This window comes from Mesorhizobium sp. M0139 (genome assembly GCF_040322455.1).
Taxonomy (GTDB): domain Bacteria; phylum Pseudomonadota; class Alphaproteobacteria; order Rhizobiales; family Rhizobiaceae; genus Mesorhizobium.
In genome coordinates, this window is the sequence record NZ_JAMYTN010000025.1 from 35,324 (window position 1) to 58,481 (window position 23,158).

Annotated in this window: 22 protein-coding genes; 14 read left to right on the forward strand and 8 right to left on the reverse strand. The window is 64.1% G+C overall.

Translation table 11 applies throughout. The features are described 5' to 3' along the window. Positions 1 to 110 precede the first annotated feature (110 nt). The 6 genes from NKJ58_RS29025 to NKJ58_RS29050 all read left to right on the forward strand — a co-directional run bounded on the left by NKJ58_RS29025 (position 111) and on the right by NKJ58_RS29050 (position 6,509). The gene (locus tag NKJ58_RS29025) at positions 111 to 1,247 is read left to right on the forward strand and encodes an ABC transporter ATP-binding protein (RefSeq protein ID WP_352560047.1); all 1,137 of its coding nucleotides are present in this window, start codon (positions 111 to 113) and stop codon (positions 1,245 to 1,247) included. Further along, positions 1,228 to 2,391, forward strand: coding sequence for an ABC transporter substrate-binding protein (locus tag NKJ58_RS29030; protein WP_023683578.1), 1,164 nt, complete (start codon positions 1,228 to 1,230; stop codon positions 2,389 to 2,391). The genes NKJ58_RS29025 and NKJ58_RS29030 overlap by 20 nt, the downstream gene beginning before the upstream one ends. Before the next feature lie 61 nt (positions 2,392 to 2,452). Further along, positions 2,453 to 3,316: an ABC transporter permease gene (locus NKJ58_RS29035; RefSeq protein ID WP_027049163.1), complete on the forward strand. Its 864-nt coding sequence runs from the start codon at positions 2,453 to 2,455 to the stop codon at positions 3,314 to 3,316. Then, entirely contained in the window at positions 3,316 to 4,128 is an 813-nt protein-coding gene (locus NKJ58_RS29040; RefSeq protein WP_023683576.1) for an ABC transporter permease, read from the forward strand. The genes NKJ58_RS29035 and NKJ58_RS29040 overlap by 1 nt, the downstream gene beginning before the upstream one ends. 28 nt (positions 4,129 to 4,156) lie before the next feature. After that, positions 4,157 to 4,918, forward strand: a complete 762-nt coding sequence (locus NKJ58_RS29045; RefSeq protein WP_352560049.1) for an SDR family NAD(P)-dependent oxidoreductase — start codon at positions 4,157 to 4,159, stop codon at positions 4,916 to 4,918. Positions 4,919 to 5,105: 187 nt separating this feature from the next. After that, positions 5,106 to 6,509, forward strand: coding sequence for an MATE family efflux transporter (locus NKJ58_RS29050; protein ID WP_352560051.1), 1,404 nt, complete (start codon positions 5,106 to 5,108; stop codon positions 6,507 to 6,509). A 52-nt stretch (positions 6,510 to 6,561) separates the two neighbouring features. Here the strand turns inward: NKJ58_RS29050 and NKJ58_RS29055 are convergent, their stop codons facing one another. From NKJ58_RS29055 to speB, 8 genes are all read right to left on the reverse strand, one after another. Beyond that, positions 6,562 to 7,365 carry an ABC transporter permease gene (locus NKJ58_RS29055; protein ID WP_023742278.1) on the reverse strand — a complete coding sequence of 268 codons (804 nt, stop codon included), beginning with the start codon at positions 7,363 to 7,365 and terminating at the stop codon, positions 6,562 to 6,564. Continuing rightward, complete coding sequence (locus NKJ58_RS29060) at positions 7,362 to 8,216, reverse strand: ABC transporter permease (protein WP_023742279.1); 855 nt, start codon at positions 8,214 to 8,216, stop codon at positions 7,362 to 7,364. Before NKJ58_RS29060 ends, NKJ58_RS29055 begins: the two co-directional genes overlap by 4 nt. Then, a complete protein-coding gene (locus NKJ58_RS29065) occupies positions 8,213 to 9,250 on the reverse strand; it encodes an ABC transporter ATP-binding protein (protein ID WP_023671274.1) in 1,038 nt (345 codons plus the stop codon). The genes NKJ58_RS29060 and NKJ58_RS29065 overlap by 4 nt, the downstream gene beginning before the upstream one ends. Before the next feature lie 95 nt (positions 9,251 to 9,345). Further along, complete coding sequence (locus NKJ58_RS29070; protein WP_023671275.1) at positions 9,346 to 10,434, reverse strand: ABC transporter substrate-binding protein; 1,089 nt, start codon at positions 10,432 to 10,434, stop codon at positions 9,346 to 9,348. A gap of 68 nt (positions 10,435 to 10,502) precedes the next feature. Next, the gene (locus NKJ58_RS29075) at positions 10,503 to 11,150 is read right to left on the reverse strand and encodes an amino acid ABC transporter permease (protein ID WP_023711356.1); all 648 of its coding nucleotides are present in this window, start codon (positions 11,148 to 11,150) and stop codon (positions 10,503 to 10,505) included. Continuing rightward, entirely contained in the window at positions 11,147 to 11,803 is a 657-nt protein-coding gene (locus NKJ58_RS29080; RefSeq protein ID WP_023683571.1) for an amino acid ABC transporter permease, read from the reverse strand. Before NKJ58_RS29080 ends, NKJ58_RS29075 begins: the two co-directional genes overlap by 4 nt. A 6-nt stretch (positions 11,804 to 11,809) precedes the next feature. Next, positions 11,810 to 12,604 (reverse strand): transporter substrate-binding domain-containing protein, encoded by a 795-nt coding sequence (locus NKJ58_RS29085; RefSeq protein ID WP_023711355.1) that lies wholly within the window; start codon positions 12,602 to 12,604, stop codon positions 11,810 to 11,812. A gap of 83 nt (positions 12,605 to 12,687) precedes the next feature. Then, complete coding sequence (speB, locus tag NKJ58_RS29090; RefSeq protein WP_023819733.1) at positions 12,688 to 13,749, reverse strand: agmatinase; 1,062 nt, start codon at positions 13,747 to 13,749, stop codon at positions 12,688 to 12,690. A 212-nt stretch (positions 13,750 to 13,961) separates the two neighbouring features. On the opposite strand from speB, the gene gcvA reads away from it, so the two are divergent. From gcvA to NKJ58_RS29130, 8 genes are all read left to right on the forward strand, one after another. Further along, positions 13,962 to 14,930: a transcriptional regulator GcvA gene (gene gcvA, locus NKJ58_RS29095; protein WP_023671280.1), complete on the forward strand. Its 969-nt coding sequence runs from the start codon at positions 13,962 to 13,964 to the stop codon at positions 14,928 to 14,930. A gap of 169 nt (positions 14,931 to 15,099) precedes the next feature. After that, positions 15,100 to 16,404, forward strand: a complete 1,305-nt coding sequence (gene pncB, locus NKJ58_RS29100; RefSeq protein WP_023683568.1) for a nicotinate phosphoribosyltransferase — start codon at positions 15,100 to 15,102, stop codon at positions 16,402 to 16,404. Between the two features lie 191 nt (positions 16,405 to 16,595). Next, the gene (locus tag NKJ58_RS29105) at positions 16,596 to 18,038 is read left to right on the forward strand and encodes a hypothetical protein (RefSeq protein ID WP_023819734.1); all 1,443 of its coding nucleotides are present in this window, start codon (positions 16,596 to 16,598) and stop codon (positions 18,036 to 18,038) included. Positions 18,039 to 18,190: 152 nt separating this feature from the next. Beyond that, positions 18,191 to 19,495: an ABC transporter substrate-binding protein gene (locus NKJ58_RS29110; RefSeq protein ID WP_023671283.1), complete on the forward strand. Its 1,305-nt coding sequence runs from the start codon at positions 18,191 to 18,193 to the stop codon at positions 19,493 to 19,495. 159 nt (positions 19,496 to 19,654) lie between these two features. Continuing rightward, on the forward strand, positions 19,655 to 20,536 hold the full coding sequence (locus NKJ58_RS29115; RefSeq protein WP_023671284.1) for a branched-chain amino acid ABC transporter permease: 882 nt from the start codon (positions 19,655 to 19,657) through the stop codon (positions 20,534 to 20,536). After that, the gene (locus tag NKJ58_RS29120) at positions 20,533 to 21,495 is read left to right on the forward strand and encodes a branched-chain amino acid ABC transporter permease (protein WP_352519371.1); all 963 of its coding nucleotides are present in this window, start codon (positions 20,533 to 20,535) and stop codon (positions 21,493 to 21,495) included. Before NKJ58_RS29115 ends, NKJ58_RS29120 begins: the two co-directional genes overlap by 4 nt. Continuing rightward, on the forward strand, positions 21,492 to 22,217 hold the full coding sequence (locus NKJ58_RS29125) for an ABC transporter ATP-binding protein (protein ID WP_352519372.1): 726 nt from the start codon (positions 21,492 to 21,494) through the stop codon (positions 22,215 to 22,217). Before NKJ58_RS29120 ends, NKJ58_RS29125 begins: the two co-directional genes overlap by 4 nt. After that, positions 22,214 to 22,966, forward strand: coding sequence for an ABC transporter ATP-binding protein (locus tag NKJ58_RS29130; protein ID WP_352519373.1), 753 nt, complete (start codon positions 22,214 to 22,216; stop codon positions 22,964 to 22,966). The genes NKJ58_RS29125 and NKJ58_RS29130 overlap by 4 nt, the downstream gene beginning before the upstream one ends. The last annotated feature ends 192 nt before the right edge of the window (positions 22,967 to 23,158 follow it).

Here is a 23,158-nt window from a genome sequence, read left to right on the forward strand (position 1 = left end):
ATACCCCCTCAAACGAGAAAATAGATCAGATATACCACCTGCGAGGTATATACTAGCCGCCATCGGCTCTGGTAGCGTCCTGAAATAGCCCTGTTGCTGGAGCCAGCACTTTGACCGCAGTGCCCGACATCGAGTTTCGCGGCGTCACCAAGCGCTATGGCGCCGTGACCGCTGTCAGCGGCATCGATCTGGCTGTGCCGCCCTCCGCCTTTGTCGCCCTTCTCGGACCGTCCGGCTGCGGCAAGACCACATGCCTGCGCATGATCGGCGGCTTCGAGCAGCCGAGCGAAGGCCAGGTGTTCATCCGCGGCCAAGACATGGCCGGAACGCCGCCCTATCGTCGGCCGGTCAACATGGTGTTCCAGCAATACGCGCTGTTTCCGCATCTCGATGTCGAAGCCAATGTGTCCTACGGGCTGCGCCAGGCACGGCCGCGCCTGTCGTCGCAGGAAATCGGCCGGCGCGCCGGCGAGGCGCTCGAAATGGTGCGGCTCGCCGGCTATGGCCGCCGCAAGATTCACGAACTCTCCGGCGGCCAGCAGCAGCGCGTCGCGCTGGCGCGCGCACTGGTCAACAAGCCGGCCGTGCTGTTGCTCGACGAGCCGCTGGCGGCCCTCGACAAGAAACTGCGCACCGACATGCAGATCGAGTTGCAGAACCTGCAGCGCGAGATCGGCATCACCTTCGTGCTGGTCACCCACGACCAGGAGGAGGCGCTGTCGATGAGCGACTTCGTCTGCGTCATGAACGGCGGCCGCATCGTACAGCTCGGGCAACCAAGCGAGATCTATGACGAGCCGGCCGACCTGTTCGTCGCCGACTTCGTCGGCAAGACCAATCTGTTGAGCGGCAAGGTTGCCGGGCATACAGGCGATCTTGTCAATGTGGCGCTGGCGGACGGAACCGTCATTGCCGCGCGCAAACGAACCGCCTTGCAGCAGGGCGAGACCGTTTCTGTTAGCCTGCGTCCTGAATCGCTAAGCCTCGGCGCCACCAAAGGCAGCCCTTTCAAGGGCATCGTACGCAACCGGATCTTCTTGGGCTCGACGGCGGAATACGCCATCGAGGTGCAGGGCATCGGAACGCTGCTGGCCAAGGCCGACCATGTGATCGGCCATGGCAACCTCTTCAAGCCGGGCGAACCCGTCGCCATCGGCTTTGCCTCTGGGACGCCGCTGGCGTTTCCGGAGAACAAGAACAACGGGACCAACCAGAGGGTAGCAAAAAATGTCGAAATCATATCGTGACGGACTGCCGATTAGCCCCGAGAACTTCGTCGACCAGCTGATGCGCCTGAAGCGCGGCTCGATCGGCCGCCGCGATTTCCTCGGCCTCACCGGCCTGGGCATCGCAACCGCGGTGATGGCGCGCGAGCTCGGCATCATGCCGACGCCGGCCTTCGCCGCCGAAAACCTCGGCGACCGCATGTCGATCGCCACCTGGCCGAACTATCACGACCCGCAGACCTTCGAGAATTTCAAGAAGGACACCGGCGTCGCCGTCGAGGTCAACGTCTTCGGCTCCAATGAGGAGATGCTTGCCAAGCTGCAGGCCGGCGCCTCGGGCTGGAGCCTGTTCGTGCCGACCAACTACACGATCTCGACCTACAAGAAACTCGGCATCATCGATCCGCTCGACATGGCCAAGCTGCCGAATTTCGACGGCTCCCAGGAGGACCCGCGCTTCACCTCGGAAGGCACGATCGACGGCACGACCTACGCGGTGCCGAAGAACTGGGGCACCACGGGCTTTGCCGTCAACACCAAGAAGCTGGCCAAGCCGATGACCAGCTGGAAGGAATTCTGGGACGTCGCCATGGCCGAGGGTGATGGCCGCACCATGGTGCATGACTACCAGCTGACCACCATCGGCAACGCGCTGAAATATTACGGCTATTCCTTCAACTCGCTGAAGCAGGACGAACTCGCCAAGGCCGAGGAACTGCTGCTCAAGGTCAAGCCGCATCTGTTCGCGGTCTCTTCGGACTACCAGCCGGGCATGCGGGCGGGCGACGCCTGGATGACCATGTGCTGGACGAATGATGGCGCACAGCTGCATCGCGATATTCCAGAGATCGCCTATGTCTTGGGCAAGGAGGGCGGCGAAATCTGGACCGATTTCTACGCCATCCCGAAGGACGCGCCGAACAAGCCGGCCGGCTATGCCTTGCTCAACTATCTGATGACCCCGGAGGTTGCTGTGAAGGAGCATCTCGCCAATGGCGCGCCCTCGACCGACGCGCGGGTCAACAAACTGCTGCCCAAGGAAGTGCTCGACAATCCGATCCTTTACCCGGCGGCCGACCTGTTGACACCGCTGGAATTCGGTGCGGCGGCGACGCTGACCGATCCCGGCCGCGCCGAGCTGATGGCGCGCTTCAAGTCGGCCTGATGCCGACCTGACGCAAACGGAAAACCGGCGGGCCTAGGTCCGCCGGCCTCGGGGCGGTTCAATGCACGGCAACAGATTTCGGCACAATTTTCTGACGGCGCTGCTGCTCGCACCGGCAACAGCGTGGCTGGTGGTGTTCCTTGTGCTGCCGTTCATCGCCATTGCCGTGTTCAGCGTCGGCGAGCGGGCGCCGGAGGGCGGCTATCAGGCCGCCTTCACGCTGGCGCAGTATGCCAATCTTCCGGCGCGGGCGACTGCTTTCTGGAACACGATGATGCTGGCGCCGGTGGGCGCGCTTGCCTGTCTGCTCGTCGCCTACCCGGTCGCCTACTACCTTGCCCTGAAGGCGCCGCAGCGCTGGCGGCTGATCCTGCTTGCGCTCGTCGTCGTTCCGTTCTGGACCAGCCTTTTGATGCGCACCTACGCCTGGATGTACATTCTGGGCGGACGCGGCATTCCCGCACTGCTGGCCTTTGTCGGCATCGAGGATGTCAGGCTGATCAACACGCCGGGCGCCGTTCTGCTCGGCATTGTCTACGGCTATTTGCCCCTGATGATCCTGCCGATCTATGTCAGTCTCGAGCGGCTCGACCGAAGGCTGCTGGAAGCCTCCGCCGATCTCGGCGCGACCCCGCTCTCGACCTTCCTAGGCGTGACGCTGAAGCTGTCGCTGCCGGGCGTCATGACCGGCTTCTCGCTGGTCATGATCCTGCTGCTTGGCGAATACCTCATCCCGACGCTGCTTGGCGGCGGCAAGGTGTTCTTCATCGGCAACGCGCTGGTCGACCTGTTCCTGCAGTCGCGCAACTGGCCGTTCGGATCGGCCATCGCCATCACGCTGGTGGCGGTTTCGGTGGTGGTGCTGATCGCGGCAAACCGTATCTCGACACGGGTGTCGGGCGCCCGCAGGGTGGATCTGATCTGATGCGCGCCTTCGTCACAGCCGTCTTCGCCTTCCTCTATCTGCCGATCGCGCTGGTCGTGCTGTTTTCCTTCAACGCCGGCCGCCATGCCAGCGAGTTCACCGGCTTTTCGGTGCAGTGGTACGGCACGGCGCTGTCGAACCCGTTCCTGGTCGAGGCGTTGAAGAACAGCCTGTTCATCGCCACCACCAGCGCCCTTCTGGCGGCGGTGTGCGGCACGGCGGCGGCACTCGGCCTGGCGCGGGTCGGGCTCAGAACCCGCGCCGTCTTCGACGCGCTGATGGGTGCCGCGATCGTCGTTCCCGGCGTCGTCATCGGCATCTCGACGCTTGTCGCGCTGGTCCAGCTGTTTGGCGTGCTCAACCCGTTCCTCGCCTCGATCTGGCCAAACGACCAGCCGCCGCGCCTGTCGCTCGGCTATGGATCGATCATCGCCGCCCACGGCCTGTTTTCGATGGCGTTGGTGACGATAATCGTCGGCACGCGTCTCGCCAGCCTCGACCGCAACCTGGTCGAGGCCTCGAGCGATCTCTACGCCACGCCGCTGACGACGTTTCGCTCGATCGTGCTGCCGCAGATCATGCCGGCGGTGATCGCCGGCTTCCTGCTCGCCTTCACCTTCTCCTTCGACGATTTCATCGTCGCCTTCTTCGTCGCCGGCGCGCAGACGACGCTGCCGATCTATGTCTTCGCCTCGATCCGGCGCGGCGTGACGCCGGAAATCAACGCCATCGCCACCATCGTGCTCGTCGCCTCGGTTCTTCTGGTGGTGCTTGCCCAATGGCAGCTGCGCCAGCGCCAGCCGTCAAACTGAACAAGCCATCCAGCTGAAAGACAAATTCATGCTCCTCAAAGACCGCATCGCCGTGGTGACGGGCGCCGGTTCCGGCATCGGCCGCGCCGGCGCCATGATCATGGCCAGGGAAGGCGCGCTGGTGGTCATCGCCGACCGGGATCTGGCCAGCGGCGAGGCCACGGCGGCGGACATCCGGGCAGTGGGCGGGCAGGCCGAGGCGATTGTCACCGACGTCTCTGACAACGCCGCGGTCGGGCAGCTCATCACCGGCACGCTCGGCAAGTATGGCCGCATCGACATTCTGCACAATCACGCCGGCATCCAGGTCGGCGGCACGCTGACCGAGGTCGAGGTCGATGGTATGGATGCGTCATGGCGCATCAATGTACGGGCGCAGTTTCTGGCCGCGCGGCTGGTCATGCCGGCAATGGTCGCGCAAGGCGGCGGCGTCATCCTCAACACGGCTTCGAATTCGGGCGTCTTCTACGACCGCGAGATGATCGCCTATGCCACGTCCAAACATGCCGTGGTGGCGATGACCAGGCAGATTTCGCTCGACTATGCCCGGCACAATGTGCGCGTCAACGCGCTCTGCCCCGGCTGGGTCGACACCCCCTTCAACGAGCCGTTCATCGCCCAGATGGGCGGCCGCGAGGCGATCGAGACCTATGTCCGCACCAAGATCCCGATGGGGCGCTGGGCGAGCGCCGAAGAGATCGCCGAAGCGATCCTGTTCCTCGTTTCCGACCGCTCATCCTTCATGACCGGCCAGGCGCTGGTGATCGACGGCGGCGAAAGCATCGGTTGACCCAAGGGCAGCCGGATAGGAGGGTTCCCGCCTCTGGCTCAATCGCCGGCTGCCCGTCCTCCCTTGCCTTCATGCCGCATTTCGTCCAATAGAACGACGCAAACGCTGCGAAACCGAAGGTTTTGCCGTTTGGAAGTGCGGCTTCCGGCCTCGTTGCCGACGCGCCGCAATCGGAAAGAGCAGGACAATGTCTGCGATCGAAGCCGGCGCTCGTGCGCCGGAAAATCTTTGGCGTCAGGAAATCAGGGCGACGCTGGCGCTGGCCTGGCCGATGGTGCTCACCAATCTCGGCCAGACCGCGATGACCGCCACCGACGTCATGATGATGGGGCGTCTGGGCGCGGACACGCTGGCCAGCGGCGCGCTCGGCGCCAACCTCTATTTCATGCCGCTGATCTTCGGCCTCGGCCTGATGCTGGCGACCTCGCCGATGATCGCCACCGAGCTTGGCCGCCGCCGCTATTCGGTGCGCGATTTGCGCCGCACCGTGCGGCAAGGGCTGTGGCTGGCGATCCTGATCTCGATCCCGATCTGGATCGTGCTGTGGCATGGCGAGGCCATTCTGCTGGCCATCGGCCAGGAGCCGGCATTGGCACATCAGGCCGGCATCTATCTGCGCTGGCTGGAATGGGCGGTGCTGCCCTTCTACGGCTATATCGTGCTGCGTTCCTTCATCTCGGCGCTGGAGCGGCCGGGCTGGGCGCTGATCATCGTCTTCGTCGCTGTCGCCTGCAACGCCTTCTTCAACTGGGTGTTCATGTTTGGCAATCTCGGCGTCACCTCGATGGGAATTGCCGGTTCGGGGCTGGCGACCACGCTGTCGAGCACGCTGATGTTCTGCGGCCTGGCAGCCGTAGTGATGCTGGAGAAGAAGTTCCGCCGCTACCGCCTGTTTGGTCGCTTCTGGCGCTCCGACTGGCCGCGTTTCAAGGGTCTGCTGCGGCTCGGCATGCCGATCGCCGGCATCCTCGCCTTCGAGGTGACGATCTTCAACGCGGCAGCCCTGCTGATGGGCCTGATCGATGCGGATTCGCTGGCCGCGCACGCTATCGCCATCCAGATCGCCTCGATCTCCTTCATGGTGCCGCTCGGTCTCAACCAGGCCGTCACCGTGCGCGTCGGGCTGGCCCACGGCGCCGGCAATCCGGCAGGCGTTTCGCGCGCCGGCTGGACCGCCTTCGTCATCGGCGTCTCGTCCATGGCGCTGATGGCGCTGGTGATGGTGCTGTGGCCGCATCTGTTGATCAGCGCCTTCATCGACATGACCGATCCGGCCAACGCCAGGGTGATCGCGCTGGCCGTGTCGTTCCTGGCCTTTGCCGCGCTGTTTCAGATCTTCGACGGCGCGCAAGCCGTTGCCGCCGGCATGCTGCGCGGCCTGCACGACACCAAGGTGCCGATGATCTATGCCGCGATCGGCTATTGGGGCATCGGCCTGCCGCTCGGCGTGCTGCTCGCCTTCCATTTCGGCTTGCACGGCGTCGGCATCTGGATCGGCCTGGCGTCGGGCCTGGCCGTGGTGGCGGTGCTGCTGCTTGCGCGCTGGCTGCGGCGCGACCGCATCGCACCGCCACTCGTCTTCAGCCATTAAAAGCAAAACGGCCGCCGGGTTCGGCGGCCGTTCTCGTTTGGCGTGGCTGCGCTCAGCTCCCGTCCGACGACATCGCGCCGAGCAGCCTGCGTATATCGCCGAACCTGGCGATCGAGCCGAACACCAGTGCCGCCACCGCGACGAAGAACACCGACACCGAAGCCATGGTCGGTGTGTAGCCGTAGCGCAGCGCGTTGAAGATCTTGATCGGCAGCGTCTCGGTGGTGAAGCCGATCGTCATATAGGCGACGATGTATTCGTTGAGCGACAAGACGAAGGCGAAGGCGTAACCCGAGACGAGGTAGGGCAGGATCAGCGGCAGCACCACGGTCTTCAGCACCGTGCGATCATCGGCGCCCATGGTCGCCGCAGCCTCGACCAATGAGCGGTCGATCGAGGCAAAGCCGAGCGACAGCGTCACCAGCGGCAGCGTCACGAAGAAGATGGCGTGGCTGATGATGGCGGTGAAGAACTGGCCGAACAGCCCGACCGTCGCCCAGAAGGAGAGGAAGCCGAGCGCGGTGATGACCGGCGGTAGGATGAAGGGGGCAAGCCCCAGCACCTGGAAAATGTTCGCCCATGGCGCGATGCGCCGCCACAGGAACCAGGCCAGCGGCAGCGCCACCGCCACGGCAATCGCGGCCGAACAGACGGCCAGCGTCACAGAATGGATCAGCGCCAGCCGCCATTCCGGGTCGGTGAAGATCTGGGCGTACCAGGCGAGCGAGAAGCCGACCGGGGGGAAGCTGAGCTCCTGCCGCGAATTCACCGACACGCCGGCGACGACGATCAGCGGCGCCGCCAGAAACAAAGCGACGATGGTAAAATAGACACGGTGCAGCAAGGTCGCGGTCATAGGGCGTTCTCCCTTCGTCCGACGAGCAGTGTCAATCCGACCAGCGCCAGCGAGATCAGCACCAGGAACACCGCCATTGCGGCTGCGAACGGCATGTTGGACTGGTAGATCGCCTGGTCGGTGATCAGCACCGACAGCGTCCAGTGCTGCGGCCGTCCCAGAATCTGCGGCAGCAGGTAGGAGCCGAGGGCGAACACGAAGACCATGATCAGCGTCGCCACAATGGTGTTGCGCAATGCCGGCGCGACGACGTTGAAGAAGGCGCGGATCGGCGAGGCGCCGAGCGTGCGCGCTGCCTCGAGCAATGTCGGGTCGAGGCGCACGAGGGCGGGGTACAGCACCAGGATCGTATAGGGCAGCGCCTGGTAGACCATGCCGGTCAGCACCGCGCCAAAGGTCGGCAGCAGCGCCACCGGCTTGTCCATCAGCCCGATCGCCACGAACAAATTGGTGATGCCGGCGGTGCGCGAAAACAGCGTCGACCAGGCAAAGCCTATAATGACTTCCGACAGCGACAGCACCGACAGGAGGCCGACCAGCCACAGCGTCTGCACGCGGCGCGGCCGACGGGTCAAAAGGTAGGTGAAGGGAAAGGCGATGGCCACGCAGCAGACGGCGACCAGCACCGCCAGCAGCAGCGAAAAGCCGAGCACGCCGCCGAAGAACACCGACAGGAAGCGGGCGTAATTGTCGAACACGAAATCCGGCGTGTAGAAACCGGACGGGTTGCGCTTGAAGAAGCTCACCGCGATCATCGTCGAGAACGGCACGACGAAGAAGACGATCAGCATCAGCGCCGGAAAGAACAGCGGCGTGTAGTCGGCTAGCGACTTCGGAGCCTCGCGTCTCATGCGCCGAGCACCACGCAGCTTGCCGGCGGCAGTGTGACGCCGACCTTGGCGCCGACCGGCACGTCATGCCGCTCGCGCGGCGTCGTCACCGCAATGATGCTGGTGCCGCCGACGTCGACGAAGGTCTCGATGGTGCCGCCGAGATCGCGCACGAAACTCACCTCGCCGGTGATGGCCGAGCCGCCGGGGCTGCCGAGATGCACATCCTCGGGGCGGACCGATACAGACGCTTTGGTCTGACCCGCCGGCATGGCAAGACCTGGAATGGCTGTGCCCAGAATGGTGGTGCGCCCGGTGCTGTCGATCTCGGCCGGCAGCAGATTGGTGATGCCGATGAAGTCGGCGACGAAGGCGTCGGCCGGCTTGCGGTAGATCTCGATCGGCGGCGCCGCCTGCAGGATCCTGCCGTGGCCCATGACGACGACGAGGTCGGCCATGGTCATGGCTTCGCGCTGGTCGTGGGTGACGACGATGGTGGTGATGCCCAACCGCTGCTGCAACTGGCGCAGTTCCACCTGCATGGCCTCGCGCAGTTTGGCGTCGAGCGCCGACAGCGGCTCGTCGAGCAGGAACAGTTTCGGCGACAGCGCCAAGGCCCGTGCAATTGCCACGCGCTGGCGCTGACCGCCCGACAGTTTGGCCACCGGGCGGTCGGCAAAGCCGGTCAGATGGATGAGGCCCAGCAACTCGTCGACGCGCTTCTTCTGCTCCTCCTTCGAGGCGCCGCGAATGCGCAGCGCATAGGCGATGTTGTCGCCAACAGAGAGATGCGGAAACAGGGCCAGCGACTGGAACACCATGCCGAGATTGCGCTTGTGCGTCGGCAAAGGCGTGATGTCCTCGCCGTCGAGCACGATGGCGCCGCTGGTCGGCTCCTCCAGTCCGGCAATCATGCGCAGCAGCGTGGTCTTGCCGCAGCCCGATGGGCCGAGCAGACACACGAACGTGCCATGCGGCACGTTGAGCTGGACATTGTCGACGGCGGCGAAGTTGCCGAATTTTTTGGTGACGGCGTTGATATCTAGTCCGGACATGCTCATCCCTCTCAGGCTGTGCGCTGGAGCAATTCCAGGAAATGGCCGCCGGAGGAAATCCGGCGGCCGATCAGTTTTCAAGCGGAACGGGCGGCTCAGCCGACGATCAGCTCGGTCCACTTCTGGTTGATCCAGTCGGCCTTCGACGTATAGAGGTCATAGCGCGGGATGATCGGATCGATATCCGACGACACCGCGGCGAACTCTTCCGGCTTGAGGTCGAGCACCTCTTTCTTCAGCGTCGGCGTGGTGCCGACCTTGCGCGACATCAGGCCCTGCATCGACGGCTGGCTCATATAGTCGATGAAGGCATGCGCCTCGTCGACCTTGGTCGAGGCGCGCGACAGCACCCAATTGCCGGAATCCTGGATGCCGCCTTCCTTCGGGAACGTCGAGCGGACATGGAAGCCGTCGGCGACCGCGAGGCCGGTGACGTCGTGATAATACTGGCCCATCGGGATCTCGCCCGATTTCAGCGCCTGCTCGAACTGCGCCTCGTCGCGATACCACAGCCGGACATTCGGCTTGAGCTCGGCGAGCTTTTCGAACGCCTTGTTCAGTCCGTCCTCGGTGTCGAGCGCATTGGTGCCGCCCATGAAGGTCTTGGCTGTCACTTCGAGCAGGAACGAGTTCGAGGCAAGCGCCAGGAGGCCAAGCTTGTCCTCATTGGCCTTGTCCCACAGCGTCTCCCATGAGGTCGGCGCATCCTTGTAGACATCGGTGTTGGAGACCAGCGTGATCCACCAGGCGACGGCGCCGATGCCGGCGACCCGGCCATCCGGATATTTGTTGACGAAGCGCGGCAAGAGGTCGTTGTAGTGCTTGAACTTCGACGTATCGAGCGGCGTCCATAATTCGGTCGACTGGCCCTTCAGCGTCGAGGTCTGCGACATCATCGAAAGGTCGGCCGGCGCCTGGCCTGCCTTGGACGCCTGTTCGAGCTGCACCAGCCAGGCTTCGCCGGTCGGCTCGGCGACCGATTCCACTGCAATGCCGGTGGCCTTGGTAAAATCTGGGAAGACGTGCTCGTCAAAGGATTTCTTGAAGTAGCCGCCATAGACGCCGACCTTCAGCGACTTGTCCTGCGCGCGCAGGATCGACGGCATGGCGAGCACGCCGGCTGTAGCGAGGCCCGCACCAAGCACGCCGCGCCGTGTCAGGGATTTTCCAATCAGTCTGTTCATCTGGTTTCTCCTCAGTTGATGCCGTTCTATTCCGGCAGGTTCCCTTCACGCACTGTCGCCGCCTGACGTCAGTGGGCCGCCGCTCGTTGTTCGAGCGTACGGGCGTATTGCGTCAGTGGAAAGCACATGACGAAGAAGATCAGCGCCACCAGCCCGTAGACCTTGAACGGTTCGAAGGTGGCGTTGTTGATGGCGTTGGAGGTTCTGACCAGCTCCTCGAAGCCGATGATCGAGGTCAGCGCCGTCGACTTGATCAACTGCACCAGGAAGCCGACGATCGGCGCCCTTGTGATCGAGAACGCCTGCGGCAGGATGATCAGCCGGAGCTCCTGCAGACGGTGCAGGCCAAGGCTGGCGCCGGCATCCCACTGTCCCAGCGGCAGCGCATCGACGCCGCTGCGCCAGATCTCGGCCAGATAGGCGCTGGCGAAGAAGGTCAGGCCGAGCACCGCTGCCGTCCATGGCTCGATGCGCAGGCCGAGCATCGGCAGGCCGAAGAACATCAGGAACAGCTGCATCAACAGCGGCGTTCCCTGGAACAGGGCGATGTAGCCGGAAGCGACCCGCTGGCTCCATTTATTCTCTGCGATCCTGAAGAACAGCACGATCAGCCCGACCAGCGCCCCGCCGACGAAGGCGGCCAGTGACAACAGCACCGTCCAGCGGGCGGCGAGCAGCAGATTGCGAACGATGTCCCAGAGGGTGAATTCGATCATGTGACACCTGCCCCCAACACGCGGCGCCCGCCTGTGACCAGCAGCCGGCGCAAGGCCATGGACAGGACGAGGTAGACCAGGGTCACGACGAAATAGGTTTCGAAGGACCGGAAGGTGCGGGCTTGCAGCATGTCGGCCTCATAGGTCAGCTCGCGCACGGCGATCTGCGACACCACGGCCGATTCCAGCATCATGATGACGATCTGGCTGGTCAGCGCCGGATAGATCACCTTGAGCGCCTGCGGCAGCACGATCTTGACAAACACCTGGCGTGGCCGAAGCCCGAGTGCCAAGGCGGCTTCCGTCTGTCCGCCGGGCACGGCATCGAGACCGGCGCCGACGATTTCAATGGTGTAGGCCGCCATGTTGAGCGTCATTGCCAACATGGCTGCCAGGATCGGATCGAGCCTTATGCCGAGGCTGGGCAGTCCGAAGAAGATGAAGAACAGCTGCACCAGGAACGGCGTGTTGCGCATCACCTCGACATACACCGCGATGGCGCGCTTCACGAATACCGGGCCGTTGCGCCGGCCGGCAGCGCCCAGGATGCTGAGCAGCGTGCCCACGAGCGTGGTCACGACGATCAACAGGATCGTCGTGGCCGCGCCGCGCGCGATGTCGCCCACAGCACCTGGGAGCCAGGCAAAAGCCACGAGAACTCAATCCTTGAGGTTGTCGGGATTGAGCGGCGTCTTCAGCCAGACCTTCGAGCTCTCGTCGAGCTTGCCGTTGGCCAGCATCTTGGCAACCGCATCATTGACCGCCGTCTTCAGCCGGTCCTCTTTTTTGTTGAGGCCGATATGCGAAGGCGAGGTCAAGAGCTGGAACTTCTGCTCCGGCTTCAGCGCGTCCTGCTTGGCCAGCACCTGGGCGCCGACATCATTGCCGACCACCATCAGCTGGGTCTGGCCGGAGATGAAGGCCTGGATGACGGAATTGTAGTTGTCGAAGCGCTTGATGTCGGCCGATGACGGCGCCGCTTCGGTCAACGACGTATCCTCGAGCGTGCCGCGATTGACGGCGATCGACTTGTCGGCGAGATCTTCCTTGCCTTTGATCGAAAGCGCTGCCGGACCGATGACGGCGATGTAGTAGGGCGCATAGGCGGCGGCGAAATCGATCACCTCCTCGCGCTCCTTGGAATAGCCGACGCTCATCAGGATATCGACGCGCTTGTCGGTGAGATACGGGATGCGGTTCTGGCCGGTGACGCTGACCAGATTGAGCTTCACCTTGAGTGAATCGGCGATCGCCTGCGCGACGTCGACGTCGTAACCCTTGATGCTCATATCGGCGCTGGCCGAGGAGAAGGGCGGAAAGTCGGAGAAGATGCCGACATTGATGGCGCCGGCCTTGGTGATGTCGTCGACGGCGTCGGCATTGGCCTGGGCGGCGAAGCCGAGGCCGGCGAGCATCAGCGCGGCGGCGATGGTTGATTTCATTTGGATTGTCATTGGTATTCCCCTTCTGGAAGCTTGTTTGTTTTGGAAACGGCCGCCGGCTCCAGCGCGGCGGCCGCCTTTGCATGTGAAATCCGTCAGGCCCCCTTGCCGGTGATCGCCGGGCTGAACACCATCAGGCTCAGGATCTCGAACAGGACCTGGGCGCCGACATGGGCGGTGTTGGTGGTCGCGTCATATTGCGGCGCCACCTCGACGACGTCGCCGCCGACGATGTTGAGGCCTTTCAAGCCGCGCAGCAGTTCGAGCACTTCGCGCGTCGTCAGGCCGCCGATTTCCGGCGTGCCGGTGCCTGGCGCGAAGGCCGGATCGACACTGTCGACGTCGAAGGAAATGTAGGTCGGGCCGTCGCCGACTATTCTGCGCGCCTTCTCGATGATGGCCGGGATGCCGAGACCCGTCACCTCTTCGGCATGCACGACCGTCATGCCGGATTCATAGGTGAACTCCCACAGATACTCCGCCGAGCCGCGGATGCCGATCTGGATGGTGCGGGTGGGGTCGAGCACGCCGTCCAGCACCGCGTTGCGGAACGGTCCGCCATGATGGAACTTGGTCATGTCGAACAGCCCGCTTGTGTCGCAATGAGCGTCGATATGGATCATGCCGACCGGCGCCTTTTTGCCGACCGCCTTCAGGATCGGATGGCTGATCGAGTGGTCGCCTCCGACCGAGAGCGGCAGCACGCCGGCATCGATGATCTGGTTGGTGCGGCGCTCGATATCTTCGTGGCTGACCTCCAGCCGGTAGCGGCTGCGGAACGGCGTATCGCCGATGTCGGCGACGCGCAGCTCATGCGTCGGCGCGCATTCCAGCACATGATTGTAAGGGCCGATGCGCTCGATGGCGCGCAGCGCCCTTGGCCCGAAGCGCGAGCCGGGCCGGTTGGTGACGCCGAGATCCATCGGCACGCCGATGATCGCCACCTGCAAATCGCCGAAATCCGGATTGTCGGCAGCGATTTCACGGTAGGGCGCGGCGAGGAAGGTGGGGATGCCGGCATAGGGCGCCAGCCTTGTGCCGCTCTTGGAGAAGATCTTGTCCGCGACCTTGCGGAACTTCGGGTCGAACATCTCGCCGCCATGGCTCTCGCCATACTTGCGGCGCAAGGCTTCCAGCTTGCCTCTGTCATAACCCATGTCGGTCTCCTCCTGCGGGCTGATGCATGCGGCCGTGGCGACATCTGCGAACTGACCATCATCCGGCCGGGTCGCTGTCCCGCTGGCTGCCTGTAGATTTCACGTCATTGATGCTGTTGACCTGCCAAAGTGTCCGGCAGCCGCATTGAAAAATCAATTGATATTGTTACGGTGCTGATTGTGAGAAAATCTCACAGAGTATCCGGTTGCTCATGGCCAAGCGTCTGCCCCCCTTGAATCCCTTGCGCGCCTTCGAGGCGACGGCGCGGCATGCCTCGCTGACCAAGGCGGCGAGTGAGCTCAACGTCACCCACGGCGCAATCAGCCACCAGATCAAGGCGCTCGAGCAATCACTCGGCGTAAAACTGTTCGAACGCACCGGACAGCGGGTGAAGCTCACCCCGCACGGCGCCGAATTGCTGCCGGCGGTCTCGACCGCCTTCGACGGCATCGCCGCCGCCACCCAGCGCATGACCAGGCCAGCCAGCGCCGGTACGCTGTCGGTCTCCTGCGTGCCGGCGCTGCTGCTTCTGTGGATGACGCCGCGGCTCGGCAGCTTCATGGCGCAATATCCTGATATCAGGTTGACGCTGATCCCGTCCAACGACCCCAAGGACATCCGCGCCCCACAGGTCGATGTCTGCGTGCTCTATGGCGACGGCAGCTGGACCGATTGCTGGATGCGCAAATGGTCGGGCCTCGAACTGTTCCCGGTGGTCAGCCCGACGCTGATCAACAACCGGCCGCTCCGCATCTGCCGGGATCTTGCTGGCCATGTCATCCTGCATGGCGATGATGGCCGCGAATGGCACACCTGGCTGGCCGCCGCCGATGGGCTCGACCTCGAACGTGGCCGCCGCCACCATCTCGGCGACGCCCGTACGGCGATCGAAGCCGCGGTGCACGGACATGGCGTGGCTCTCGGCGATTCCGTCACCGCCAGCATGCTGCTCGCCAGGGGCCTGCTGGTGGCGCCGTTCAGCCTGTCGGTGCCGGCGGTCGATGATTTCTACGTCGTCTGCCGCAACGAGATGCGTTCGGCGCCTATCGTGCAATTGTTCGTCGACTGGCTGTTTGCCGAAAAGGAACAGGCCGACAGCCGGGCCGACGCGCCGGTGGCCGGCCGCATCGGCAGCCGCAGGAAGCGTCCGGCGCTGCGGGTGGTGGGCGCCAAGAGTTGAGGCTGGACCTGAGCGGCTGCTTTTTGTCGGGCCAGCCCGGAAAGCGGGAGGCGCTTTCAAAAATTCAATGCTAATAAGCTCTTGCCCGGCAATTCCAGGAAAACTGTGCGGCGGTTTCCCGTCCGGAATTGCGTAAGAAAGACGTGAGCAGCGAAGGCGACGGCAGGACATGGCAAGAACCGATATAGCGCGGCGCGTCTACAACCACACCTGGAAGCTGGACCCGATCGTCCGCAGCCTGCTCGACACCGATTTCTACAAGCTTCTGATGCTGCAGATGATCTGGGGCATGTACCCCAAGGTCGACGCCACCTTTTCGCTGATCAACCGCACCACCTCGGTGCGCCTGGCCGACGACATCGACGAAGGCGAATTGCGCGACCAGCTCGACCATGCCCGCACGCTGCGCTTCTCCAAGAAGGAGATGATCTGGCTTGGCGGTAACAATTTCTATGGCCGCAAGCAGATCTTCGAGCCGGAATTCCTCGCCTGGCTGGAAGGTTTTCGGCTGCCCGACTACGAGCTGTCCAAGCGCGACGGTCAGTACGAGCTCTCCTTCAGCGGTCCCTGGATGTACACCACCCTGTGGGAAATCCCGGCGCTGGCGATCATCAATGAGCTTCGTTCCCGCGCCGCCATGCGCGCCTTCGGTCCCTTCGCGCTTGACGTGCTCTATGCACGCGCCAAGGGGAAGATGTGGGCCAAGACCGAACGCTTGAAGGCGCTGCCCGGCATCCGCATCTCCGATTTCGGCACCCGCCGCCGCCATTCCTTCCTGTGGCAGCGCTGGTGCGTCGAGGCGCTCAAGGAAGGCATTGGCGAAGCCTTCACCGGCACCTCGAACGTGCTGCTGGCCATGGACAACGACCTCGAAGCGCTCGGCACCAACGCGCATGAATTGCCGATGGTTTTTGCCGCCCTTGCCAAGTCGGAAAAGGAATTGAAGGAATCGCCCTACAAGGTGCTGCAGGACTGGCAGCGCTATTACGGCGGCAACCTGCTGATCGTGCTGCCCGACGCTTTCGGCACCGCATCCTTCCTGCGCGACGCCCCGGACTGGGTCGCCGACTGGACCGGCTTCCGCCCCGACAGCGCGCCGCCGATCGAAGGCGGCGAAAAAATCATCGACTGGTGGCGCGAGAAGGGCAAGGACCCCAGGCAGAAGCTGCTGATCTTCTCCGACGGTCTCGAGGTCGAAACCATCGAGGAGACCTACAGGCACTTCAAGGGCAAGGTGCGCATGTCCTTCGGCTGGGGCACCAACCTCACCAACGATTTCGAAGGCTGCGCGCCGACCGAAACCAACAGCCTGGATGCGATATCGCTGGTCTGCAAGGTGACGGAGGCCAATGGCCGGCCGGCGGTGAAGCTGTCGGACAATCCGGCGAAAGCGACGGGCGACAAGAAGGAGATCGAGCGCTATCTCCGGATTTTTGGGGCGAAGGACCGCGTGGAGCAGCTGGTCAAGGTTTGAGGGTCGGCGGGTGCCTTGCTGGACGAAATGGAAATCGCGATAGCGTGAGTTGCCGCCCACCCCCCTCTGTCCTGCCGGACATCTCCCCCGCAAGGGGGGAGATTACCCCGTCATCTCCGCCTTCGCTAATCTCCGACGTTGCAAAGGAAGCGCCGGCAGGGCAACTGCCAATCTCCCCCCTTGAGGGGGAGATGTCCGGCAGGACAGAGGGGGGCGTCGTAGAGCGCGGCTGTCACCGGCCAACCCTTATCACCACCACCCTCACACTCCTCCCCACCCCTGCCTTCGCCCACGCCTCCGACCGCGGCCACGTCCTCCTCCTCCCGACCGGCTACTACATCGCCGGCGGCGCGCTTGCCGTCGCGGTAAGCTTCCTCGTCCTCGCCCTGCTGCCACCCGCAACCCTCGACCGCTTCTGGCGCCGCCGCCTGCCGCTCTTCCCATTCGCCGACACCCCTCGCACAATCATCAGCCTCATCTCCTTTGCCGGTTTCGCAACGCTCATCGCCGCCGGCCTGTTCGGCAGCCGCGATCCGCTCTCCAATCCGCTGCCCCTGACCATCTGGACGCTGCTCTGGGTCGGCCTTGCCATCGCGCAAGGCCTGTTCGGCGATGTCTGGTCGTGGCCGAATCCATGGTATGGCCCGTGGCGGATCGTAAGCCGCCTGTTCAAGCTTCGTGGCGGTGAGGGACAGAAATCGCGTTTGCCTTCATGGCTCGGCTGCTGGCCAGCCGTTATCCTGTTCTTCGCCTTTGCCTGGTTCGAGCTGATCGACCCGGCGCCCGACGACCCGGCGCGGCTGGCCTATGCCGCCGGCCTCTACTGGTTGCTTACCTTCATCGCCATGCTCGCCTTCGGCTACCGCGATTGGAGCCGGCGCGGCGAATTCCTGACGGTGTTCTTCGCCATGGTGGCGCGCTTCGCCATCGTCGAGCGCGATGAACACGGGCGGCTCGCTCTCTGCTGGCCGGGCTCAAAACTGCTCGGCGCGGCACCCCTGCCGGCAAGCGGCATCGCTTTCCTGCTGCTCAGCCTGTCATCGGTGTCCTTCGACGGCCTGTCGAAAACCTTCTTCTGGCTCGGCCTGTCCGGCATCAACCCGCTGGAATATCCCGGCCGCACCGCGCTCATCGGCATTAGCAGCTTCGGCCTCGTGCTGACCTTCGTTCTGCTGGCGGCGGCATTCCTGCTGGCCGTCATCCTCGGCCAGCGCCTCGCCGGCAGCCGACATTCCCTCCGCGAGGCCGCCGGGCTGCTGGTGTGGTCGATCGTGCCGATCGCGCTCGCCTATCATGTCGCGCACTATCTGACGGCGCTGCTGGTCGACGGCCAGTATGCGATCGCCGCTCTGTCCGACCCGTTCGCGCTGGGATGGAACCTGTTCGGCGCCGCCGACATGCAGATCGAGGCCGGCATCGTCGCCGGGGCCCACTCCGCCTGGTGGCTGTGGAACCTGCAGGCCGGCATCATCATCGCCGGCCATATGCTGGCGGTGCTCGTTGCCCATGGACTGGCCTGGCGACTGCACCAGGTGCCATCGCGCGCCGCCCTCAGCCAGTTGCCGCTCACCATGCTGATGATTGCCTACACGATCTTCGGCCTGTGGTTGCTTGCCACGCCGACGGCCGGATGAGACAAGCTGATCAACATGCCTTTGCGGAAAGCCCGCTTGCAAGCTCTGTGCTTTGGTGATTTAGTTTGTACACATGCAATTTCTGCCCCTCCTGCAAGGGAGTGGCCTTGCCTCGTTACAGACAGTCAAAACTCAAAAACAGGGGAACTGCCGTGACTGACAAGAATGGGTTTTTCGATCTCTCCAAATCCACCCTTAGCCGCCGCACCGCGCTGAAAGGTCTCGCCGCCGGCGCCGGGCTGACGCTCGCGCCCGGCTTCGTCCGCTACAGCCAGGCGCAGAGTTCAGCGCCAATCAAGATCGGCTTCCAGTCGCACCGCACCGGCATCGGCGCCGCCTATGGCCGCTGGTACGAAAAGACCAGTGCCGCCGCGGTCAAGGCGATCAACGATGCCGGCGGCATCAACGGCCGGCCGGTCGAACTGGTGATCGAGGATGACGGCACCGATCCCGGCCGTGGCGCCGAGGTGGTCGGCAAGTTCGCCACCCAGCACAAGACCGACATCGTCTTCGGCACGCTGTTCTCGCATGTGGTGATCGGCTCGGCGCCGGCCGCCGGCGAAAACAAGATCCCTTATTTCGTCGTCAGCGAAGGCCACCACGTCGCTTCGACCAAGCTCAACCGCTACGTCTTCCAGCCCGGCATCACCGATGTGAAGAGCCAGATCCAGTCGATGGCGCCGTGGATCGCGGCCAATGCCGGCAAGAAGGTGACGCAGATCTTCCCGGATTTCGCCTTCGGCTACGACCATCGCGACTACCTGCCGCCGGCGCTGAAGGCGCAAGGCGCCGAGGTCATCGCCCAGATCGCCATCCCGCCGACAGAGTCGTCTTTCACGAAATACTTCCCGCAGATACCCGCCGAGACCGAAGTCATCTACCACGTGATGGTCGGCCCGGCCGTGCTCACCTTCGTCAAGGAACTCGGCGAGTTCTACGGCTCCAACCGGCCGCAACTGTTCGGCTTCATCGATTCGCTCGAAGCCACCGACATCAACAGCCCCGGCCTCGAATTTTTGGACGGCAGCCATTTCTGGGAAGGTTCGCCGCGCTATGCGCAGGCCAATGACTCGGCCGCCCAGAAAGCCTACCGCGCCGCTGTCGGCATCGACGACAATGGGGCTGCCGTCGGCGACCCCAAGGACGTCTCCACCGCCGCCCACATGTTCGGCTGCTGGGAGACGCTCTATGTCGTTAAGAAGGCGATGGAAGATGCCGGCTACAAGGGCCCGGAAGACCGCGCCAAGCTGGTCGAGGCGACCGAGGCTCTGACCGAATTCGCCGAAGGCCCGGAGCATCCGCAAGGCCCCAAGACCTTCAACGGCAAGATCCACCAGTGTTTTGGCATCCAGAACATCTCCAAGGTCGAAGGCGGCAAGATGAAGGTCGTCCACAAGACCAAGATCGAGGACGGGCTTTACGAGGCCGAAGGGGATTATACGACGCAGGCGCTGTGAGGCGCCTTACCCTCCCCCTTGTGGGGAGGGTCAGCACGCAAGCTTCGCACTTTTGCGAAGCTTGCGAGACGGGGTGGGGGTCGCGACGGCCCGTGCCCAACCCCCACCCGACCGCTGCGCGGTCACCCTCCCCACAAGGGGAGGGTAAGGGCGCCCTGAATGCATTTCGGACCCCATCTCCTCCTCGCCGCCCTCGAAGGCCTTGTCACCTCAGCCGTGTTGGCGCTGACGGCGCTTGGGCTGTCGCTGGTGTTCGGCGTCATGCGCGTCGTCAACGTCGCCCATGGCGAGTTCTTCATGCTGGGCGCGGTGCTGGCCTGGGCGATCTCGACGGCGATACCCGGCCATCCCACGCTCGGCTTCCTGGCGGCGCTGGTGATTGCGCCGCTGATTGTCGGCGCCATTGCGCTGGTAGCCGAGCGGCTTGTGCTGCGCCGGCTCAATTACAATCCGGAAGCCACCATCGTCGCCACGATCGGCATGCTCTACATCATCCAGCAGCTGGCGTTGAGCTTCTATGGCCCGGAAGCCCGCCCGGTGGAGCCGCCCTTCAGCTACCGCATCCTTTTGCCCTGGTTCGGCTATTCCGGCTACAAGCTGTCGATCATTGCCGCTTCGGCCCTTCTGCTCATCGCCACCTGGCTGGTGCTGACGCGCACCAAGATCGGCCTCATCATGCGCGCCACCCAATATGACAGCGAGACGGCGCAGGCCTTCGGCATTCCGGTCGACCGCGTCTATGCCGGCGTCTTCGGGCTCGGCGCCATGCTGGCGGCCATCGCCGCCGTGCTGATCGTGCCGATCAGTCAGGCGCATTATCTGATGGGACAGGACCCGCTGCTGTTGTCCTTCATCGTCGTCATCATCGGCGGCCTCGGCTCGCTGCGCGGCACCGTCGTCGCCGCCGTGCTGATCGGCCTGTCCGACGGCATCATCTCGGTGTTCTTTTCGCCGACTTTGGCCAAGATCATCGCCACGCTGCTGGTGGCCATGGTGCTGGTATTCCGGCCGCAGGGCCTGTTCGGGCAGGCGTCGCGATGAGCGAAGCTTCGCCGGCAAAAGCCTATGCATTGCATCTCGGCGTCATCGCGCTACTGTTTGCGCTGAGCTTCGTCCTGCCCGACTACCATCATGGCCTGCTGGCCCGCATCATGGTGCTGGCGGTGTTCGCCATGGGCTACAACATGCTGTTCGGCTATGTCGGCCTGCTCAGCCTCGGCCACGCCATGTTCTTCGCCGCCGGGCTCTATGGCGCTGGTCTCCCGGTCATCCATCTCGGCTGGAGCGTGCCTTTGGCTTTCCTCGCCGGCATCGCCTGCGGCGCGCTGCTGGCACTGGTGATCGGCCTGCTGGCGCTGCGCACCACCGGCGTCGCCTTCATGATCGTCACCATGATGTTCGCGCAGGTGTTTTACCTCGTCATCCTCTATTTCGCCGCCTGGACCGGCGGCGACCAGGGTCTGGTCGTGCCGCAGCCGGCGCGAGTTCTGGCCTTCGGCGCGACATCGCTCGACCTAACCAACCCGACCGTGCGCTACATGAGCGCGCTGGCGCTGTTCTCGGTCGTGCTGCTGATCACCCTCGCCATCGTCCGCTCCCGCTATGGCCGCGTGCTGGTCGCGGTGCGCGAGAACGAGGAGCGCACGAAAATGCTGGGCTACGACACCTTCTCCAATAAGCTGATCGCCGTCGTCGTCTCCGGCACCATCTGCGCCGCCTCGGGTGCGGCCTATGCGCTGCTGTTCGGCTATGTCGGCTCGAGCTTTGCCTCGGTGCAGTATTCCATCCTGCCGCTGCTCTGGGTGCTGCTCGGCGGCGCCGCCACGACGCTGGGCGCGCTGCTCGGCACGGTGTTCATGTACTATGTCATCGACACCGCCAGCGGCTACACCTCCGCCTATCTCCTGATCGTCGGTATTGCGCTCATCCTGCTGGTGCTGTTTTTCCCCAAAGGCATTCTGGGCACCATCCGCCAGCGCTGGCTCGGGTGGCTGCCATGATGCCGTTGCTGACCACCAAAGGCCTGGCGCGCAATTTCGGCGGCCTGCGCGCCGTCGACGGTGTCGACTTCCAGCTGATGCCGGGCGAGATCCGCGCCGTCATCGGGCCCAATGGCGCCGGCAAAACCACCTTCGTCAGCCTGGTCAGCGGCCGCATTCAGCCATCGTCCGGCATGATCGTCTTCGACGGCGCCGACATCACCAGCCAGCCGGCCTATCTCAGGGTGCGCCAGGGCATCGCCTACACCTTTCAGATCACCAGCGTCTTCGCCAACCTCTCTGCCTACGATAATGTCGCGCTGCCGGTGCAGCGCACGCTGACCGACGGCCGCTCGAAAGGTGCGGTGCGCACCGGCGTCATGGCGGCACTGGAACGCACCGGACTTGCCGGCCGCGCCCATATGCCGGCCGGCCAGCTTTCCTACGGCCACCAGCGCCTGCTGGAAGTCGCGATGGGCCTGGCGCTTAAGCCGCGGCTTTTGATCCTCGACGAGCCGACGCAGGGGCTGGCCGACAGCGAGATCGACAATTTCATCGGACTGGTGCGCGAGATTGCCAAGAGCGCCACCGTGCTCCTGATCGAGCACAACATGCCGGTCGTCATGCAGCTGGCCGACCGCATCACGGTCTTCAACGCCGGCAGGATCCTGGCCGAAGGCACGCCCGAACAGGTTCGCGCCAACACACAGGTGCAGGAAGCCTATCTGGGGACGGCGCCATGAGCGAAGCCCCCAAGACTGAGGCCCCCAAGACTGAAGCCCACAAGACTGAAGCGCTGACCATCTCCAGGCTCGACTGCTTCTATGGCGAGGTTCAGGTGCTCTATGGGCTCGACCTAGTGCTCAACAAGGGCGAGGTGCTGTGCCTGTTCGGTCGCAACGGCGCCGGCAAGACGACGACGCTGAAAGCGATCATGGGGCTGGTTCGGTCGAGCGCCGGTTCGATCCGGCTCGCCGGCAAGGAGTTGACCGGCCTGCCGGCGCATGAGGTGCCCAAGGCCGGCGTCGCCTATGTGCCGCAAGGCAGGCGGCTGTTCGCCGAGATGACGGTGGCGGAAAACATCGAGATCGGCCTGATGGCGCGCGGCAAGGGAAGAGCGACGCGCGAGAGCGTGCTCGACCTCTTCCCGTTGCTGCGCCAGCGGCTGCGGCAGCGCTCCGGCACTTTGTCCGGTGGCGAACAGCAGATGTTGGCCATGGCCCGCGCGCTTTGTCTGGAGCCGCAGGTGCTGTTGCTAGACGAGCCGACGGAGGGGCTGATGCCGTCGATGATCGCCAAGATCCGCGAGACGGTGGTCAAGCTGCGTGAGCTTGGTGTCTCCACCATTCTGGTCGAACAGCGCGTCGATGCCGTGCTGTCGGTCGCCGACCGCGTCTGCTTCATCGAAAACGGCCGTAACCGCGAGACGGTGGATGTCGAACAGCTTCGCGCCGATCCGTCGGCGGTGCGCCGATATGTAGGGGTGGGATAGACTTTACCCTCCCCCTTGTGGGGGTCCGAAGGACGGGCGAGACCCGTGGCTCGCCCCGGCAAGTGGCTGCGAAGCAGCCGGGTGGGGGCGGCGCCGCGGCCCCCCCCCCCCCCCGGGGGCTCCCACACCACACCCCGCGGGGGGGGGGGCGGCCCCACGCAAACGACGCACACAAAAAAAAAAACCCCACCC

What these genes read in the sequence shown, in the direction of transcription:
- NKJ58_RS29035 (WP_027049163.1), top strand. Translation starts at nt 2,453, where the DNA reads ATGCACGGCAACAGATTTCGGCACAATTTTCTGACGGCGCTGCTGCTC.
- NKJ58_RS29125 (WP_352519372.1), top strand. Translation starts at nt 21,492, where the DNA reads ATGATGCCGTTGCTGACCACCAAAGGCCTGGCGCGCAATTTCGGCGGC.
- NKJ58_RS29115 (WP_023671284.1), top strand. Translation starts at nt 19,655, where the DNA reads ATGCATTTCGGACCCCATCTCCTCCTCGCCGCCCTCGAAGGCCTTGTC.
- NKJ58_RS29060 (WP_023742279.1), bottom strand. Translation starts at nt 8,216, where the DNA reads ATGAGACGCGAGGCTCCGAAGTCGCTAGCCGACTACACGCCGCTGTTC.
- speB (WP_023819733.1), bottom strand. Translation starts at nt 13,749, where the DNA reads ATGGGTTATGACAGAGGCAAGCTGGAAGCCTTGCGCCGCAAGTATGGC.
- pncB (WP_023683568.1), top strand. Translation starts at nt 15,100, where the DNA reads ATGGCAAGAACCGATATAGCGCGGCGCGTCTACAACCACACCTGGAAG.
- NKJ58_RS29055 (WP_023742278.1), bottom strand. Translation starts at nt 7,365, where the DNA reads ATGACCGCGACCTTGCTGCACCGTGTCTATTTTACCATCGTCGCTTTG.
- NKJ58_RS29045 (WP_352560049.1), top strand. Translation starts at nt 4,157, where the DNA reads ATGCTCCTCAAAGACCGCATCGCCGTGGTGACGGGCGCCGGTTCCGGC.
- NKJ58_RS29105 (WP_023819734.1), top strand. Translation starts at nt 16,596, where the DNA reads ATGTCCGGCAGGACAGAGGGGGGCGTCGTAGAGCGCGGCTGTCACCGG.
- NKJ58_RS29120 (WP_352519371.1), top strand. Translation starts at nt 20,533, where the DNA reads ATGAGCGAAGCTTCGCCGGCAAAAGCCTATGCATTGCATCTCGGCGTC.
- NKJ58_RS29040 (WP_023683576.1), top strand. Translation starts at nt 3,316, where the DNA reads ATGCGCGCCTTCGTCACAGCCGTCTTCGCCTTCCTCTATCTGCCGATC.
- NKJ58_RS29050 (WP_352560051.1), top strand. Translation starts at nt 5,106, where the DNA reads ATGTCTGCGATCGAAGCCGGCGCTCGTGCGCCGGAAAATCTTTGGCGT.
- NKJ58_RS29085 (WP_023711355.1), bottom strand. Translation starts at nt 12,604, where the DNA reads ATGACAATCCAAATGAAATCAACCATCGCCGCCGCGCTGATGCTCGCC.
- NKJ58_RS29065 (WP_023671274.1), bottom strand. Translation starts at nt 9,250, where the DNA reads ATGTCCGGACTAGATATCAACGCCGTCACCAAAAAATTCGGCAACTTC.
- NKJ58_RS29075 (WP_023711356.1), bottom strand. Translation starts at nt 11,150, where the DNA reads ATGATCGAATTCACCCTCTGGGACATCGTTCGCAATCTGCTGCTCGCC.
- NKJ58_RS29030 (WP_023683578.1), top strand. Translation starts at nt 1,228, where the DNA reads ATGTCGAAATCATATCGTGACGGACTGCCGATTAGCCCCGAGAACTTC.
- NKJ58_RS29070 (WP_023671275.1), bottom strand. Translation starts at nt 10,434, where the DNA reads ATGAACAGACTGATTGGAAAATCCCTGACACGGCGCGGCGTGCTTGGT.
- gcvA (WP_023671280.1), top strand. Translation starts at nt 13,962, where the DNA reads ATGGCCAAGCGTCTGCCCCCCTTGAATCCCTTGCGCGCCTTCGAGGCG.
- NKJ58_RS29130 (WP_352519373.1), top strand. Translation starts at nt 22,214, where the DNA reads ATGAGCGAAGCCCCCAAGACTGAGGCCCCCAAGACTGAAGCCCACAAG.